This window comes from Knoellia pratensis (assembly GCF_042666395.1).
GTDB classification, from domain to species: domain Bacteria; phylum Actinomycetota; class Actinomycetes; order Actinomycetales; family Dermatophilaceae; genus Knoellia; species Knoellia pratensis.
Window position 1 is genome coordinate 441537 of record NZ_JBHTDJ010000003.1, and the last position, 16837, is coordinate 458373.

The window sequence follows — 16837 nt, forward strand, 5'->3', positions numbered from 1 at the left end:
AGGCATGTCCTGACGAGAGGACGGTGCGCATGCCGGTGTGGGCACAGGCAGGACTGTGGGGTCTGCTCGCGGGCGGTGCGCTGGTGCTCGGTGCCGGGATCGCGTGGGTGGTCCGCGTGCCGCAGCTGGTCATCGCGACGATCATGGCGTTCGGCGCCGGGGTCCTCATCTCGGCGCTGTCGTTCGACCTCGTCGACGAGGCCGAGCAGACCGGCGGCCTCGTCCCGACGGCCGCGGGCTTCCTCGCCGGAGCTGTCATCTATGTCGCGGCCAATGTCCTGCTGGCGAAGCGGGGCGCGCGCCACCGCAAGCGCTCGCACGAGATCCAGGGGTCGGAGGAGGACACGCCGGGCAGCGGTGGGGCCATCGCCATCGGGGCACTGCTGGACGGCATACCCGAGTCGATCGTGCTCGGCCTGACCCTGCTCAAGGGGGGTGGGGTCGGCGTCGCGGTCTTCGCGGCGATCTTCCTGTCGAACCTCCCCGAGGGGCTCTCCAGCGCCGCGGGGATGAAGGCCTCACGCCGCAGCGCTCGCTACGTCTTCGGAGTGTGGGGCGGCATCGCCGTCGCCAGCGGGCTCGCCGGGCTCCTCGGCGTCCTCTTCCTCGAGGGTGCCGCCCCGACGACCGTCGCCGCGATCACCGCGCTCGCCGCCGGAGGCATCCTCGCCATGGTCGCCGACACGATGATTCCGGAGGCCTTCGAGAAGACCCACCTGTATGCCGGGCTGGCCGCCACCGTCGGTTTCCTCACCGCCTTCGTGATGGGACGTGTCTAGCCGTCACGGCGTGATGATCTGCCGCACCTCGGCGCCGGAGTGGAGCCGGTCTAGGGCCGCGTTGATGTCGTCGAGCGGGACTGAGCGCGACGTGACGAGAGCATCAGCTGGAAGGAGACCCGCGGCATACAGGTCGAAGAGTCGCGGCAGGTCGCGGCGGGGAACCGACGAGCCCATGTAGGAGCCGAGGATCGACTTCTCCTCGGCAACGAGCGAGGCGATCGGCACCCCGATCTCGTGGCGGGGGTGGGGGAGCCCGGTGATGACGACGCGACCGCCCACCCGCGTTGCGGCGTATGCCGTGGACAGGGCCGTTGGGTGCCCTGCGGCCTCGATCGCCACTGCGACGCCACCTCGGGTCAGCTCACGGATCTGCTCCACTGCCTCGTCACCGGCGAGGACGCCGTGAGTCGCGCCGACTGCCTTGGCGGACTCGAGCTTGGACTCGACGGTGTCGACGGCAATGACGGGGTGGGCTCCGGCGAGGGCGGCGGCCATGACTGCGGAGATGCCCACACCACCCAGGCCGACGACGGCCACGGCCTCGCCGGGCCGCACGACAGCGGTGTTGAGGACCGCACCGGCGCCGGTGAGGACCGCGCACCCGAAGACCGCGGCCGTCTCGAGTGGAACGTCGTCGGGCACCGGAACGAGAGAAAGCGGCGACACAACGGTGAACTCGGAGAACGCCGAGACCCCGAGGTGATGGTGGAGCTCGGCGCCTGAGGCGTTGTTGAAGGGTCGGCGTCCCGTCACGAGCCGAGCCTCGCGGTTGGCTGCCTGGGCCTCGGCGCAGCGAACGGGGTGGCCGCCCGCGCAGTCAGCACAGTGACCGCAGGAGGGGACGTAGGAGCAGACGACGCGGTCGCCGACGCTCACATCGATGACCCCCGGGCCGAGTTCCTCGACGATGCCGGCGGCCTCGTGCCCGAGGACCATCGGCAAGGGGCGCGGCCGGTCGCCGTTGACGACCGAGAGGTCGGAGTGGCACAGCCCGGCAGCGACGATCCGGAGGAGCACCTCACCGGGGCCCGGTCCTTGCAGAGCCAGCTCCTCGATCGCGAGCGGCCGGGACTCGGCGAAGGGCTGGCGGTCCGTCGAGTGGCGCAGGACGGCTGCTCTCGTCGTGATGCTCATGTCACCACTCTGTCTGATGTCCGGCACGCACTGGGCTGCGTCGGGTGGCACAGTGTTCGGATGGTTGACGGAGGGGTCGCTGGACTCGTTCTCGCGGCGGGGGCCGGGCGACGCATGGGAGGTCCCAAGGCACTGCTCCGGTTGTCGCCGTCCGGGCCCTCGCTCGTGGAGTCGACGGTCAGCAGGCTTCTCGACGCCGGGGTGAGCAAGGTCCACGTCGTCGTGGGCCACTCGGCCGACAGTGTTCGGCTGCGCGCCGAGCGGGTTGGTGGGGTGGTTGCCGAGGCCGAGGACTGGGCCGAGGGGATGGGGGCCTCGCTGCGCTGCGGGATCGAAGCGCTCGAGGTGACTGATGCCGAGGCGATGATCCTCATGCTCGTCGACCTGCCGGACGTTGGGGCCGCCGTTCACACGCGGCTGCTCGACTCGGTCGACGGGGACCTCGACGGTGTCCTCCTTCGGGCCGCCTATGACGGGCGTGCTGGCCACCCCGTGCTCATCGGTCGGGATCACTGGCGGCTCATCCGACGTCACGCTGTGGGTGATCACGGCGCCAGGACGTACTTCGACAGCCACCGGCCACGCCTGGTCGAGTGTGGCGACCTGGCCACTGGACGGGACATCGACCGGCCCGGTGACGTCTGACCCGACCGCTGTCAGTGGCTGTTGTCAGCGTGGTTGACGAGAGCGCGGCTTGTTATGTCATTTTGGTGAATTGGGTTGTGCCAGTTGCGAATTCAGCCCAGAGCGTAGCCCGAAATCCTTGACTCCAGAACTCACGTTCGAGTATTGTTGGGGCATGGAAAGCACCGCTGCGACCGCCGCCCTTGAGGGCCGGTATGCCGCGTTGCGTGCGTGCGCTGACCAGTTGAGTTCCGATGAGCTCCTGGACGTCATCGAGCTCGCGCAGCGGGAGAAGGACGCGGCGTCGGCCCGGCAGGCGGTGGCGTTGGCGCACCTGTCCGCACGTGATGCGCACCGGCAGGAGGACGGCATGCCTGCGGAGGTGCACCACGGGTTGGGCTACCAACGCCTGGACGGGCCCGAGCTGGCGGCACCCAGGCTGGGGTGTTCAGTGTTCGTGGCGACGAACCGGATCCTGGATGCGATCCGGCAGCTGACCCGCACCCCGGCCGTGGTCGATGCCATGGCCAGTGGTGACCTGGATGAGCATCGTGCGCGGGTTGTGACGGAGGAGACGGAGTTCTTGTCGGCGCAGTCCGCCGCGGAGGTGGTGGACCGGGTCAAGGACGTGTGGGGGCAGCTGACCGTGGGCCCGTTGCGTCAACTCCTGGCCCGCACCGCAGCGCTGGTGGACCCGGACGCGGTCACCGCTCACGTCGAGGACGAGCGCGCCCGGCGCGGATTGACGCGTCGCACCGGCGTCAACGGTACTGATCACTGGCGCGGTGACTTCCGTGTCGAGGACGCGCGTGGTGCGTGGGCTGCTGTCACCGAACGCGCCCGCCAGCTGGTGCGGGAGAACAAGGCCCACAGCCTCGAACTCGCCCGGGCTGACGCGATGATGGAACTCATCCTCGAACACAGTGATGTCAAGGTCATCGTCCACACCACCCGCGCCGCCGACGACGGTGACACCACCGCCACCACCGCCGACACCAACACCGCCGCGGCGAGCGGTGCAGCGGAGGACCTGGTTGAGGTGGGTGGCCTCGGACAAGGTGGCACGACGTTCGTGCGCCGTGAATGGCTCGACAATGCCGGCGTCTCCGACCCCGACGGTGAACTGACCTGCGACACCACCACCGGCGCCCTCCTGCACGGCGACGTACCCGCCGCTTTGGCCCGCGGTCAGGCTCGCGCCCGACGTGCCCACCGCAAAGCCGAACGCTCCGGCCAGAACCTCGAAGACTTCAGCCAGTCCTACCGGGTCCCCGACGGCATGGTCCGACTCATCCGGTTGCGCGACGGAAACTGCCGCTTCCCCGGATGCACTGTGCCCGCACGCCAGTGCGACCTCGACCACGTCCGCCCCTGGCCGACCGGACCCACAAGCCCGATCAACCTCATGTGCCTGTGCCGGCGCCACCACCGCATCAAGCAACGCGACGGCTGGACCGTGACACTCCACCCCGATGGCACGGTCACCTGGATCGATCCCACCGGGCTGCAACGCACCACCTGGCCCGTGGACCACCTCCACCTCGTCACCGCCGGGGCCACCCACCGCGACCCTTCGACGGCTGGCCGCATCGCAGGCGACCCCACGGACATCCCCACCACGTTCGAGGAGGAACTCATCGAACTGCTCGGCGGACCCGACAACGCCCAACCCCGCGCGTACCCGTTCGCGTTCGACATGAACGGCAACACCTTCGGCGGCCCACCACCACGCATCGACCTCGACTTCAACCCGAGCTGGAACCGCTACCGCATCGACTTCCCACCCCGACCACCCCGCCCGCCACAACCCATTCCGTTCTGAGCGGCGCCCGGCTCGGGGCAGACGTGTGACGATGCACCGTATGGAGTTCTCCACTGCTGCAGATCTGCGGACCGCCCTCGAGGGCACCGGCTACCTCGCCGACGATGAGCTCGCGACGATCGCCTGGCTGGCGACTCGCCTGCACCGGCCGCTCCTCGTGGAGGGCGAGCCGGGCACGGGCAAGACCGCCCTGGCCGAGGCGCTGGCCGAAGCCGCCGGCGTCCCGCTCATCCGCCTCCAGTGCCACGAGGGGATCGACGCCAGTCAGGCCCTCTACGACTGGGACTTCCCACGCCAGATCCTCCACCTGCGCGCGGTCGAAGCCGTCGACGGCGCGGCGTCCCTCGCAGACGTCGAGTCCGGGCTGTTCGACGAGCGCTTCCTCGTGGCTCGCCCCATCCTGCGCGCCCTGCGCGAGGCTCCTGCCGTGCTGCTCATCGACGAGATCGACCGTGCCGACGACGAGTTCGAGGCGTTCCTCCTGGAGGTTCTCTCGACCTGGCAGGTGAGCATCCCCGAACTCGGCACCGTGCGAGCCACGACACCCCCGCTCGTCGTCCTCACGTCCAACCGCACCCGCGAGGTCCACGACGCCCTCAAGCGTCGCTGCCTCTACCAGTGGCTCGAACACCCCTCTCTCAAGCGGGAACTCGCCATCGTGCGATCGCGTGCCCCAGAAGTCCCGGACGCCCTGGCCGAGCAGGTCGTGCGGGCCATCCACGCTGTGCGCACCGACGGAGAGCTGCTCAAGCCGCCCGGTGTGGCCGAGACCCTGGACTGGGCCCGGGCCCTTCACGAGCTGGGCGTGCGTGAGCTCGACACCGCCTCGGCCGCGGCATCACTCGGGGTCGCCGTGAAGTATCGCGAGGACGCCGTCCGCGTGCGCGCAGCCCTTGAGAAGATCCTCGCCAAGTGACCGTGGTGGCGCGAACCGCCGAGGAGATCCTCCTCGGGTTCGCGCGCGCCCTCAGGGCGGCCGGAGTGGCCGTGACCGCCGATCGTGAACGTACCTACCTGCAGGCCGTCGCCGCCGTGGGACTCGAGGACCAGGCAGCCGTGTATGCCGTCGGCCGGGCCACGCTCTGCGGCTCACCGGCCGACCTCGAACGCCACGACCTCGTGTATGCCGCGTGGTTCGGTGCCGAACGTCCAGGCACCGCTCGCAAGGCTCCCCTTCGACCGCCCGCGTCAATGGCCGACCTGCAGGACGGAGGCTCCGGCGAGTCATCGGAGGAGGACGACCTGGAGGACGTCCGCGCCATGGCGAGTGCGACAGAAGTGCTGCGGCACAGGGACATTGCCTCGATGTCGGCGCGTGAGCGGGCCACTCTGGCAACGATGTTCGCCACCCTCCGTCCACGCTCGCCGCGCCGTCGCACGCATCGCCTCACTGCCGCCCGCAGAGGGCGCATCGACGCCCGGCGCACTCTGCGCGAGATGATTCGCCGTCACGGAGAGCCCGGGCCGATCCGGCACCAACGGCGTGACGAACGAGCTCGCAAGGTCGTCGTGCTCATCGATGTGTCCGGCTCGATGAACGCCTACACCGACTCGCTGCTCCGTCTCGGTCACGTGTGGTGTCGTGGCAGTGCGTCGGTGGAGGTCTTCACTGTCGGTACGCGGCTCACGCACGTGACCAGGGCACTCCAGCAGCGCGATCCGGATCGAGCCCTCGTCGCCGCAGGTCAGGTGATCCCCGACTGGTCCGGTGGCACGCGCCTTGCCGATGGCTTCAAGGCCTTCCTGGAGCGATGGGGTCGCCGTGGGATGGCCCGGGGTGCCGTGGTCGTCATCGTCAGCGACGGATGGGAGCGCGGCGAGCCCGAGGGTCTCGCGCAGCAGATGCGTCGCCTGCACGCCCTGGCCCACCATGTCGTCTGGGCCAACCCGCATCGCGGGCACCCGGCATACGCACCGGTCCAGCAGGGCATCGTTGCCGCCCTGCCGTACGTTGACACCTTCGTGGCCGGACACTCGATGGCCGCCTTCGCCGAACTCCTGGAGGTTGTCGCAGATGCGTGAGGTGTTGAGCGAGCTGCGCGAGTGGTGGGACGCCGGCGAACCCGCAGCTCTCGCCACGGTCGTCGAGACCTTCAACTCGTCGCCGCGCCCCGCAGGTGCATCGATGCTCGTCGGTCCGGACGACACGGTCGTCGGCTCGGTCTCGGGAGGGTGTGTCGAGGGTGCCGTATACGAGGTGGGGCAGGACGTCATCGCCTCTGCCACAGCGCAACTGGCGCACTATGGCATCTCTGACGACACGGCATACGCCGTCGGTTTGTCCTGCGGTGGACAGCTCGACGTCTTCGTCGAGCGGGTCGATCGTGAGTCGTTCCCGGAACTCGGTGACGTCGCCGACGACATTGCAGCAGGTCGACCGGTCGCAGTGGCGACGGTCGTCGCGCACCCGGATGCCCGGTGGGTCGGTCGACGACTCGTCGTGCGACCTGAGTCCACCAGCGGAGCGCTCGGCAGTGACCGCGCCGACGAGGCCGTCACCGACGATGCCCGCGGACTGCTCGCGTCGGGACTGACCGAAACGCTCACCTACGGTCCCGACGGCGAACGTCGTGGTGAGGGGATGCGCGTCTTCGTCGCGTCCTACGCACCCAAGCCGCGGATGATCGTTTTCGGCGCCATCGACTTCGCGGCGGCGGTTGCCGAGGTGGGCCACTTCCTCGGGTATGCCGTGACCGTGTGCGACGCGCGCCCCGTCTTCGCCACCCCGGCCCGGTTGCCGGCGGCCGACGAGGTCGTCGTGTCCTGGCCGCACGCCTACCTTCGCGACGAGGTCGAGGCCGGGCGGGTCGACGAGCGCACGGTGCTGTGCGTCCTCACCCACGACCCGAAGTTCGACGTGCCGCTCCTCGAAGTGGCCCTGCGCCTGCCCGAAGTCGCCTACGTCGGGGCCATGGGGTCGCGTCGCACACATGACGAACGGATGGCGCGACTGCGTGAGGCCGGGCTGTCCGAGGTCGAACTGGGTCGACTGTCGTCACCCATCGGCCTCGACCTCGGGGCTCGCACACCGCAGGAGACAGCGGTCTCGATCGCGGCCGAGATGATCGCGCTGCGCTGGGGCGGACGCGGCGATCGCCTCGCCTCACGGGAAGGCCCCATCCACTCCTGACACTGCGTCGGGCCCGTGGGTTTCATTGAAACCTTGTGGAGTGTGGCGGACCGAGGCAGGATCGCAAGTACCGCACACCCCCCAATGCAGGAGTCAATGATGACTCGGATCACGGTCACGGTCGACGGCGCGAACTACAGCGACGAGGTGGAGCCTCGGATGCTCCTCGTCCACTACCTTCGAGAATCGGTGGGCAAGACCGGGACCGTCATCGGGTGCGACACGAGCAACTGCGGCGCCTGCACGGTGCACCTCGACGGCCGAAGTGTGAAGTCCTGCAACGTCCTCGCCGTCCAGGCTGACGGGCACGAGGTCACGACCATCGAGGGGCTCGCCTCACGTGGCGAGCTCCATCCCATGCAACAGGCGTTCCACGAGTGTCACGCCCTCCAGTGCGGCTACTGCACGCCCGGGATGATCATGCAGGCCATCGACCTGCTGAACGAGAATCCGAATCCCTCCGAAGAGGAGATCAGGGTGGGTCTCGAGGGCAACCTCTGCCGGTGCACCGGCTACCACAACATCGTCAAGGCCGTGCAGCAGGCCGCAGGGCAGGGCGCCACAGACGGCGCCACAGACGGCGCCACAGACGGCGCCACCGCAGGCGCCACCGCAGGAGCGCAGGCATGACCACCGTCGACGACCGTCCGGAGGCCACGCCTGCCAAGACCGCCGAGATCGGGCGAGCCCGGCGCCGCAAGGAGGACCAGCGGCTCATCACCGGACGCACGAAGTGGACCGACAACATCCAGCTGGCCGGGATGCTTCACCTGGCGATGGTCCGCAGTCCGCTGGCGCACGCGACGATCACCAACATCGACACCGAGGCGGCCCGATCCGCGCCCGGCGTCATCGCGGTGTTCACCGGCGCCGACATCGCTGACATCCAGGGCGTCAACATCACTGCGTGGCCCATCTCGGCGGACCAGAAGACACCGGACCACCTGCCGATGCCCCTCGAACGCGTCGCCCACGCCGGCGAGATCGTCGCCGTCGTGGCGGCGCGCACCGCTGCTGGAGCACGCGATGCCGCCGAGCTGGTCGACGTCGACTACGACCAGCTCCCTGCCGTCCTCGACCTCAAGGAAGCAGCGACGGATGCGGTCCTGGCGCACCCGGCATTGGGAACCAACAAGTCCGCCTTCTGGCAGCTGGACTCCAAGGAGGGCGGCACCGGCGAGGACGTCGACGAAGCGATCGCCAAGGCCCGTGAGGGTGGCATCGTCATTGAACGCGAATACCGCCAGCAGCGCCTCATCCCTGCCTTCATGGAGCCGCGGTCCACGGTCGTGGACCCGACTGGTGAGCAGGTCACGATGTGGTCGGCCACGCAGATCCCGCACATCCTGAGGTTCTGCATCGCGGCCACGACGGGCCTGCCCGAGTCGAAGATCCGGGTGATCGCGCCGGACGTCGGTGGCGGCTTCGGCGGCAAGCTGCAGTCGACGCCCGAGGAGTTCATCACCCTCGCGGTGGCGCGCAAGCTCGGCCGTCCCTGCAAGTTCACCGAGACCCGCTCGGAGACGATGGTCTCTGCGCACCACGGTCGCGACCAGTGGCAGAAGCTCACCCTCTGCGCGCAGAAGGACGGGACGGTCACCGGGCTCAAGGTCGAGCTCATGGCCGACCTCGGCGCCTATGCCGCGATCGTCGGTGGCGGTATTCCGGTGCTGGGCGCGTGGATGTTCAACTCGATCTACAAGTTCCCGGCATACCGGTTCAACACGACGAACTACTACACCAACAAGACCTGGGTGGACGCCTACCGGGGCGCAGGGCGACCGGAGGCGACCTACGCCATCGAGCGGCTCATGGACGAGCTCGCGGCCGAGGTCGGCGTCGATCCGCTCGAGATCCGCGAGAAGAACTGGATCACTCACGAGGAGTTCCCGTTCACGACCGTGGCCGGGATGACCTACGACTCCGGCAACTACGAGGCGGCGACCGCCAAGGCCAAGGAGCTCTTCGGCTACGACGAGCTCCGCGCCGAGCAGCAGCAGCGGCGCGACTCGGGCGACTCCGTGCAGCTCGGCATCGGTGTCTCGACGTTCACCGAGATGTGCGGGCTCGCGCCCTCACGTGTCCTCGGCTCGCTCAACTACGGCGCGGGCGGCTGGGAGTCGGCGAGCATCCGGATGCTGGCGACCGGCACCGTCGAGGTGATCACCGGCACGTCGCCCCACGGTCAGGGGCACGAGACGGCATGGAGCCAGATCGTCGCTGACCGGCTCGGTGTCCCGTTCGAGAACGTCGAGGTGCTCCACGGCGACACCCAGATCGCCCCCAAGGGCATGGACAGCTACGGGTCCCGCTCGCTCGTCGTCGGTGGTGAGGCACTCGTGCTCGCCGCAGACAGGGTCATCGAGAAGGCGAAGGTGTTCGCGGCGCACCTGCTCGAGGCCAACGCCGACGACCTCGAGTTCGCCGAAGGCACGTTCACGGTCAAGGGCACCGACAAGGGCATTGGCCTCATCGACATCGCCCTCGCAACGTTCGCCGGGCACAACCTTCCCGACGGGGCCGAGCCAACCATCGACGCCGACGCGACCTACGACCCGGTGAACTTCTCCTTCCCGCACGGCACCCACCTGTGCGCGATGGAGGTCGACACCGAGACGGGCGCGACGAAGATGCGCAAGTATGTCTGCGTCGACGACATCGGCGTCATCATCAACCCGCTCATCGTCGAGGGCCAGGTCCACGGCGGACTCGTCCAGGGCATCGCCCAGGCATTGTGGGAGGGCGCCGAGTACGACGAGCAGGGCACTCTGGTCTCCGGCTCCTTCGTCGACTACACGCTCCCCACGTCGGCCGACACGATCAGCTTCATCACCGACCACACGACGTCACCGTCGACGTCGAACACGCTCGGAACCAAGGGCGTCGGCGAGGCGGGCACCATCGCCTCGACACCGGCCGTCGTCAATGCCATCGTCGACGCGCTGCGATCGAGGGGCATCAACGACATCACGATGCCGTGCACCCCCGAGCGGGTGTGGACCGCCATCCAGTCGGCCGGCTCCGACCAGTCCGCGCCAACACCGGCTGACGCCCAACCGCACTTCCAGGCCGACTCCGCGAACCAGGACGATCCCGGCGCGACGACCGAAGGAGCAGGCCAGTGATCCCCGCAGCCTTTGACTATCTCGCGCCGACGTCTGTTGCCGACGCGCTCGCCGCACTCGCCGAGGCCGGCGACGACGCCAAGGTCCTCGCTGGTGGCCAGAGCCTCCTGCCCGTCCTGCGCATGCGCCTCAACGCGCCCGAGCTGGTCATCGACCTCGGCCGCATCGATGAGCTGCGCGGCATCACGGAGGACGGCGACCACATCGTCATCGGCGCGATGACGACCTACGCCGACGCCCTGGCGTCCGACCTCGTCCGCGACCACGCCGCGATCCTTCGGGAAGCGATCAAGGAGGTCGCCGACCCCCAGATCCGGCACCGCGGCACGGTGGGTGGCGCCCTCGTCCACGCCGACCCGGCCGGCGATGTCGGCGCACCCGCGCTCGCCCTCGACGCCGAGTTCGTCGTCACGGGCAGCGGGGGAGAGCGGACGGTCTCGGCTGGCGACTTCTTCAAGGACCTCTTCGAGACCGCTGTCGGTGAGGGTGAGCTCCTCACCGCCATCCGCATCCCCAAGCACACCGGGTGGGGGGCGCACTACGAGAAGTTCGTCCGGGTCTCCCACCAGTGGTCGATCGTCGCCGTCGCGGCGACCGTCCGCGTCGAGGGTGGCTCGATCGCGGAGGCCCGCATCGGCCTGACCAACATGGGTTCGACGCCACTGCGCGCGTCGGCCGTCGAGACGGCACTCGTCGGCGCGGCGGCGAGGGACGACTCCGTGGGTGCGGCCTGCGCCGCTGCGGCCGAAGGCACGAACCCGCCGAGCGACCTCAACGGCAGTGCCGACTATCGGCGGGCCCTCGCGCCGATCCTCACCCGTCGAGCGGTCCTCGCCGCCGCGGGGGGCTGACCCAGTGGAGCTGCACCACGAGTTCACCGTGCCGGCCGACGCCGCGTCGGTGTGGGACGTGCTCCTCGACCTCGAACGCGTGGGTGGCTGCTTTCCCGGCGCCACCGTCACGGAAGCCAGCGACGACGGCTTCGCCGGGACGGTCAAGGTCAAGCTCGGACCGATCGCTCTTGTGTATGCCGGCTCCGGAACCTTCCTCGAGCGCGACCCGTCGGCGCATCGCGCCGTCATCGAGGCCAAGGGCAAGGACAAACGCGGCAACGGCACGGCGGGCGCGACGGTCATGCTGCAGCTGTCCGCGGACGGAGACGCGACGCGGGTCTCGGTGGACACCGACCTCGCGATCACCGGCAAACCGGCCCAGTTCGGCCGAGGTGTGATGCAGGACGTCTCCGACAAGCTGCTCGGTCAGTTCGTCGCGTGCATCGAGAGCCAGTTCGACCCGGCGGAACCAGCCGAGCCGGTTGAGTCGGTCGAACCGATCGAGGTTCCTGAGACTCCTGACGCGACGCCGCGGCCGACACCACGACCAGCCCCACGCCCGACCCCACCGGTGGACGACGCGATCGACCTCGGTGCGGTCGCGCTGCCCTCCGTCCTCAAACAGTGGGGACCGTATGCCGTGGCCGGGCTCGTGGGTGCCCTGATCGGCTACGCGATCGGCCGCGACCGCACCTGACTCGTGGGCGCAGGGACGGGTGGGGCTCAGGCCGCTGCGCCGTAGGAGTCCATGTCGTGGGCGCTGCGGCGGTGGTCGGCGTCGTGCTCCGCCGGGTGGCGGTAGTCGTCGGCCCAGGGGGCGGACCCGTTGCGACGGTTGCTGCGCTCGAGGGCCCACACGAAGAGTGCGGTGAGGATGAGCGCGGCGATGAAGGGGGCGATGGTGGCGATGAATGTGCTCATGGCACGAGTTTGACGCACAAGCACATACTGCCACGAGTGGCAGACCTGACACTCTTGCACTAAATGCTGCCAACCTGCCATCATGACGTCATGGCCCTTCGCTCCGTCGCCGTCGTCCTGCAGGATCCCGTCGCGATGTTCGAGTTCGGCGTGCTCACCGAGGTGTTCGGCATCGACCGCACCGATGACGGAGTGCCGCCCTTCGACTTCCGCGTGTGCACGGAATTTCCGGGTATGCCGTTGCGCGGCGACGGCGGTATCACCCTGACCGCGCCCCTCGGTCTGGAGGCGACCACCGATGTCGACCTCGTGGCCATCCCGGCGAGCGACGCGGCATACGCGCCGTCCGAAGCGGTGAAGCAGGTGGTGAGGGACGCGGTCGACCGCGGCGCCTACGTCCTGTCGGTCTGCTCAGGTGCGTTCACCCTCGGCGCAGCCGGGGTCCTGGACGGGCGCGAGGTCACGACGCACTGGAGGCACAGCGACGAGCTCGCCGCGGCCTACCCGCTGGCCAAGGTGAACCCCGACGTCCTCTACGCCCACGACGGCACGATCATCACGAGCGCTGGAACGGCTGCCGGGATGGACGCGTGCCTGCACCTCGTGCGCTCCGAGCACGGGGGAGCGGTCGCCAACCGGATCGCCCGGCGCATGGTGATCTCGCCCCACCGGGACGGTGGGCAGCGGCAGTTCATCGACCGGCCGATCCCGGTGACCGAGTGCGAGAGTATCGGCCCGGTCCTGCAGTGGCTCCTCGAGAATCTGGACGACCCGCACACGGTCGCCGAGCTGGCACGCCGCGCCTCGATGTCGTCGCGGACGTTCGCGCGCAAGTTCGTCTCCGAGACGGGAACGACGCCGCATCAGTGGATCACCGACCAGCGGATCCTTCGGGCACGTGAGCTGCTCGAGGAGACGGACCTGTCGATCGAGCAGATTGCCGGCGACGTCGGGTTCGGCAGCGCCGCCCTGCTGCGTCATCACTTCGCGCAGTGCACCGGCCTCACGCCCACCGTCTTCCGGACGCGACACCGCTCCCCGGCCTGAGTGCGATCTTCACGAGATCTCCACAGGTCGCGCCCACGCCCACCCACAGTTGGCTCCTACTGTCAGGTGCATGAGCGGAATGGGAACGATCCTCGTCGTCGAGGATGAGCCGACGATCAACCAGGCCGTCACCGACCGCCTGCGTGCCGAGGGCTACGAGGTCCACCAGGCGCATGACGGGCCCGCTGCCGTTGTCGCGTTCACCGAGCACGGCCCCGACCTCGTGGTCCTCGACGTCATGCTGCCCGGGTTCGACGGGCTCGAGGTCTGTCGTCGCATCCAGGCGATCCGTCCGGTCCCGGTGCTCATGCTCACCGCCCGCGACGAGGAGACCGACATCCTCGTGGGGCTCGGGGTCGGCGCTGACGACTACGTCACCAAGCCGTTCCGCATGCGCGAGGTCGTCGCCCGCACCCACGCCCTGCTCCGACGGGTCGAGCGGGCCGCAGAGCTCGCCGCCACCCCCGCGCCCACGACCCACGTCGGCTCGATCGAGATCGACGGTCCCGCCCGTCGCGTGACGGTCGACGGTCAGGACGTCCACCTCACGCCGCTCGAGTTCGACCTCCTCGCCGCACTCGCGTCGGCCCCGGGCGCCGTCCGCTCCCGCGAGCAACTGATGAGTGAGGTGTGGGGCTGGGCGGACGCCTCCGGCACCCGCACCCTCGACAGTCACGTGAAGTCCCTGCGCGCCAAGATCGGCGCGGCCCGCGTGCGCACCGTCCACGGCGTCGGCTACGCGTTGGAGGATGCGTGAACACCGACCAGCCTCTCGAGGCGGTCGGTTCGATCAAGATCAAGCTGGGACTCCTCGTCGCCGTGAGCTGCGTCGTCGCTGCGTTGTTCGCGACGATCGGCGACCGGGCGGGTATACCGCTCTGGCTCACCCTGCCGGTCACCGTCACCAACGCGCTGCTCGTCACCCAGTGGCTGGCCCGGGGGATGACGGCACCGCTGCGCGAGATGACCCACGCCGCGAGTCGGATGGCTGCGGGCGACCACGGCCAGCGCGTGTCCACCCGGTCGACCGACGAGGTGGGTCAGCTCGCCCGCGCCTTCAACGCCATGTCAACGGACCTTGCCGATGCCGACCGCCAGCGGCGTCAGCTGGTCGCCACGGTCTCCCACGAGCTCCGCACACCATTGACCGCCCAACGCGCCCTCCTGGAGAACCTCGTCGACGGGGTCGTGCAACCCGACGACGCCGCGCTGAGGGGCGCGCTCACCCAGTCCGAACGCCTCAGCAGCCTCGTCGGCGACCTCCTCGACCTCTCGCGGGTCGACGCGGGTGTCCAACCCCTGCGCCTCGAACCGGTGTCGGTCAGGGAGGTCCTCACCCGTGCGGTCTCCGAGGCGGAGCTCGGCGTCCGAACCGTCCATCACGTATGCCGGGTGGTCCCCGACGACCTGACCGTCACCGCCGACCCCGCGCGCCTTGCGCAACTCGTCGCCAACCTCCTCGACAACGCTGCCCGGCACAGCCCACCCAACGGTGAAATCCGTTTGGTGGCAGCGGTTCTCGACGATGACCGCTGGTCGCTCGAGGTCGCTGACGACGGTCCAGGAATCCCGGCCGACAAAGCCGACAACGTCTTCCGGCGATTCGGCACCGGTGATGACGCAGGCGGCGGCACGGGCCTCGGTCTCGCCATCGCCTCCTGGGTCTGCGAGCTGCATGGCGGCTCGATCCACGTCCTTCCCACGCCGCCCGGCGGCCGCGGCGCGCAACTGCGCGCGGTGCTGCCACGGCATACCCGCATCCACTCCCGACCGACCACGGAGGTCACCATGACGACCACGCCCGCTCCTCCGCCGCCGCCGCCCGCGGCGCCTCAGCCCTCGGCGCCGGTGCCGCCACCGCCGAACACCGTCGTCGTCAGGCCGGGCCCGCCCCTCTTGACCGACACACTCTTCGGGAAGTTCTGGCCCGAGTCGGGTCTGGGTCCTCAACCGAAGCTCCTCATCGGGGCGTTGCTCTTGGGACTCTTTGCGTCGATCGCCCTGCCCGAGAGGCGAATTGGCCTCGCCGTCGGTCTCGTCGCCATCCTGTCAGCGACCCTGATCCTCTCGGCGGCCCGCGAGAAGCGGAACCTGTGGTCCCTCACCTGTGTCGCCGTGGGGGTGGGGCTCACGGCCATGTCCGTGATCCGCGCGGCAGAGTGGATCATCGTCCTGTCGGCGATGATCGCGGCCCTGCTGCTGGCGGCCACCGTCACCCGTGCACGGTCGTTCGTGAGCATCCCTCTGTCCGCGATGTCCTGGGTCCTCGCCGGGCTTCGTGGCCTGCCCTTGCTCGGGCGCACGCTGACCGCCACGAGCCGCATGCCGTTGCTGTGGCCGGTCCTGCGCACCATCGCCATCGCCGCAGTGGGTCTCGTCCTCTTCGGTGGTCTCTTCGCCTCCGGTGACGCGATCTTCGGTTCGTGGGCGCAGTCGCTCGTCCCGGACCTGCGCTGGGACACGATCATCGGGCGAGTCTTCGTCTTCATCTTCGTGGCCGGCATCGCGCTGGCTGGCGCCTACCTCGCGCTCAACCCGCCGAAGATCGCCGACCTCGACGTGCCTCGCGGTCACCCGGTCACGCACCGGTGGGAGTGGCTGGTCCCGCTCGGTGTCGTCATCGCGCTGTTCGTGGCGTTCCTCGCCGCCCAAGCGACCGCGATGTGGGGAGGACACGAATACCTGCGCGAGACAACCGGACTCACCTATGCCGAGTACGTCCATCAAGGCTTCGGCCAGCTGACCACCGCCACGTTCCTCACCCTCGTCGTCGTGGGGATCGCCACCCGCAAGGCCTCGCAGGAGACGGCTTCGGATCGGCTGACGCTCAAGGTCGCACTCATCGCCCTGTGCCTCCTGACACTCGCGGTCGTTGGATCCGCGCTCTATCGCATGAGCCTCTACCAAGAGGCCTACGGCTACACCGTGCTCCGGGTGTTCGTGGACGGCTTCGAGCTGTGGCTCGGTCTGCTCATCGTGCTCATGATCGCGGCGATCGTCCGGGGGAGTGGCACCTGGGTACCGCGGGCCGCCCTGCTCACGGGTGCACTGTTCTTCCTCGGCTTCGGGCTGATGAACCCGGACGGCTGGGTGGCGGCGCGCAACATCGAACGCTTCCAGCAGACCGGCAAGCTCGACATCGCCTACCTCAGGGGACTCGGCGCGGATGCCACCCCGGCGATCCTCGCCGGACTCGAGCCCCAGCAGGCGGGGTGCGTGCTGGTGGGGCGCAGGGCGGACGTCCTCCAGGGCGATGACCTTCTCGCCTGGAACGCCGCTCGATCGCGGGCCGCGGGCGCGATGGAGGCCGCCAAGCTCTCCGTCGACCAGTCCACCTGTACCTCGTTCGGGCCCGACACCGACCTCCTGGGTGAGCAGCCCCCGGTCGGTGAGTGACCGGCATATCCCACAGAGCGAAT

At 69.3% G+C, this 16837-nt stretch carries 15 protein-coding genes; 13 read left to right on the forward strand and 2 right to left on the reverse strand.

The annotated features are described in order from the left end of the window. Nucleotides 1-29: 29 nt before the first annotated feature. Complete coding sequence (locus ACFQRE_RS11930) at nucleotides 30-779, forward strand: ZIP family metal transporter (RefSeq protein ID WP_380122537.1); 750 nt, start codon at nucleotides 30-32, stop codon at nucleotides 777-779. Between the two features lie 3 nt (nucleotides 780-782). Here the strand turns inward: ACFQRE_RS11930 and ACFQRE_RS11935 are convergent, their stop codons facing one another. Beyond that, nucleotides 783-1916: a zinc-binding dehydrogenase gene (locus ACFQRE_RS11935; protein WP_380122539.1), complete on the reverse strand. Its 1134-nt coding sequence runs from the start codon at nucleotides 1914-1916 to the stop codon at nucleotides 783-785. Nucleotides 1917-1976: 60 nt separating this feature from the next. Here ACFQRE_RS11935 and ACFQRE_RS11940 point away from each other — a divergent pair, with 60 nt between their 5' ends. The 9 genes from ACFQRE_RS11940 (at nucleotide 1977) to ACFQRE_RS11980 (ending at nucleotide 12147) form a co-directional block, all read left to right on the forward strand. Continuing rightward, nucleotides 1977-2561, forward strand: coding sequence for a nucleotidyltransferase family protein (locus ACFQRE_RS11940; protein ID WP_380122541.1), 585 nt, complete (start codon nucleotides 1977-1979; stop codon nucleotides 2559-2561). Between the two features lie 154 nt (nucleotides 2562-2715). Further along, on the forward strand, nucleotides 2716-4362 hold the full coding sequence (locus ACFQRE_RS11945; RefSeq protein WP_380122543.1) for an HNH endonuclease signature motif containing protein: 1647 nt from the start codon (nucleotides 2716-2718) through the stop codon (nucleotides 4360-4362). A gap of 40 nt (nucleotides 4363-4402) precedes the next feature. Continuing rightward, a complete protein-coding gene (locus ACFQRE_RS11950) occupies nucleotides 4403-5278 on the forward strand; it encodes an AAA family ATPase (protein WP_380122545.1) in 876 nt (291 codons plus the stop codon). Next, nucleotides 5275-6384, forward strand: coding sequence for a vWA domain-containing protein (locus ACFQRE_RS11955; protein WP_380122547.1), 1110 nt, complete (start codon nucleotides 5275-5277; stop codon nucleotides 6382-6384). The genes ACFQRE_RS11950 and ACFQRE_RS11955 overlap by 4 nt, the downstream gene beginning before the upstream one ends. Next, a complete protein-coding gene (locus ACFQRE_RS11960) occupies nucleotides 6377-7492 on the forward strand; it encodes an XdhC family protein (protein ID WP_380122549.1) in 1116 nt (371 codons plus the stop codon). The genes ACFQRE_RS11955 and ACFQRE_RS11960 overlap by 8 nt, the downstream gene beginning before the upstream one ends. A gap of 99 nt (nucleotides 7493-7591) precedes the next feature. Beyond that, entirely contained in the window at nucleotides 7592-8122 is a 531-nt protein-coding gene (locus ACFQRE_RS11965) for a (2Fe-2S)-binding protein (RefSeq protein ID WP_380122551.1), read from the forward strand. Continuing rightward, the gene (locus tag ACFQRE_RS11970; RefSeq protein ID WP_380122553.1) at nucleotides 8119-10617 is read left to right on the forward strand and encodes a xanthine dehydrogenase family protein molybdopterin-binding subunit; all 2499 of its coding nucleotides are present in this window, start codon (nucleotides 8119-8121) and stop codon (nucleotides 10615-10617) included. Before ACFQRE_RS11965 ends, ACFQRE_RS11970 begins: the two co-directional genes overlap by 4 nt. Continuing rightward, nucleotides 10614-11468, forward strand: coding sequence for an FAD binding domain-containing protein (locus ACFQRE_RS11975; RefSeq protein WP_380122555.1), 855 nt, complete (start codon nucleotides 10614-10616; stop codon nucleotides 11466-11468). Before ACFQRE_RS11970 ends, ACFQRE_RS11975 begins: the two co-directional genes overlap by 4 nt. Before the next feature lie 4 nt (nucleotides 11469-11472). Next, nucleotides 11473-12147, forward strand: a complete 675-nt coding sequence (locus tag ACFQRE_RS11980) for an SRPBCC family protein (protein WP_380122557.1) — start codon at nucleotides 11473-11475, stop codon at nucleotides 12145-12147. 26 nt (nucleotides 12148-12173) lie between these two features. Here ACFQRE_RS11980 and ACFQRE_RS11985 read toward each other — a convergent pair whose 3' ends face one another. After that, complete coding sequence (locus tag ACFQRE_RS11985; RefSeq protein ID WP_380122559.1) at nucleotides 12174-12371, reverse strand: hypothetical protein; 198 nt, start codon at nucleotides 12369-12371, stop codon at nucleotides 12174-12176. 90 nt (nucleotides 12372-12461) lie between these two features. Between ACFQRE_RS11985 and ACFQRE_RS11990 the strand changes: the two genes are divergently transcribed. The 3 genes from ACFQRE_RS11990 to ACFQRE_RS12000 all read left to right on the forward strand — a co-directional run bounded on the left by ACFQRE_RS11990 (nucleotide 12462) and on the right by ACFQRE_RS12000 (nucleotide 16814). Further along, on the forward strand, nucleotides 12462-13418 hold the full coding sequence (locus ACFQRE_RS11990) for a helix-turn-helix domain-containing protein (RefSeq protein WP_380122561.1): 957 nt from the start codon (nucleotides 12462-12464) through the stop codon (nucleotides 13416-13418). A 79-nt stretch (nucleotides 13419-13497) separates the two neighbouring features. Continuing rightward, nucleotides 13498-14175 carry a response regulator transcription factor gene (locus ACFQRE_RS11995; protein WP_380124258.1) on the forward strand — a complete coding sequence of 226 codons (678 nt, stop codon included), beginning with the start codon at nucleotides 13498-13500 and terminating at the stop codon, nucleotides 14173-14175. After that, complete coding sequence (locus tag ACFQRE_RS12000; RefSeq protein WP_380122563.1) at nucleotides 14172-16814, forward strand: DUF4153 domain-containing protein; 2643 nt, start codon at nucleotides 14172-14174, stop codon at nucleotides 16812-16814. The genes ACFQRE_RS11995 and ACFQRE_RS12000 overlap by 4 nt, the downstream gene beginning before the upstream one ends. Nucleotides 16815-16837 lie beyond the last annotated feature (23 nt).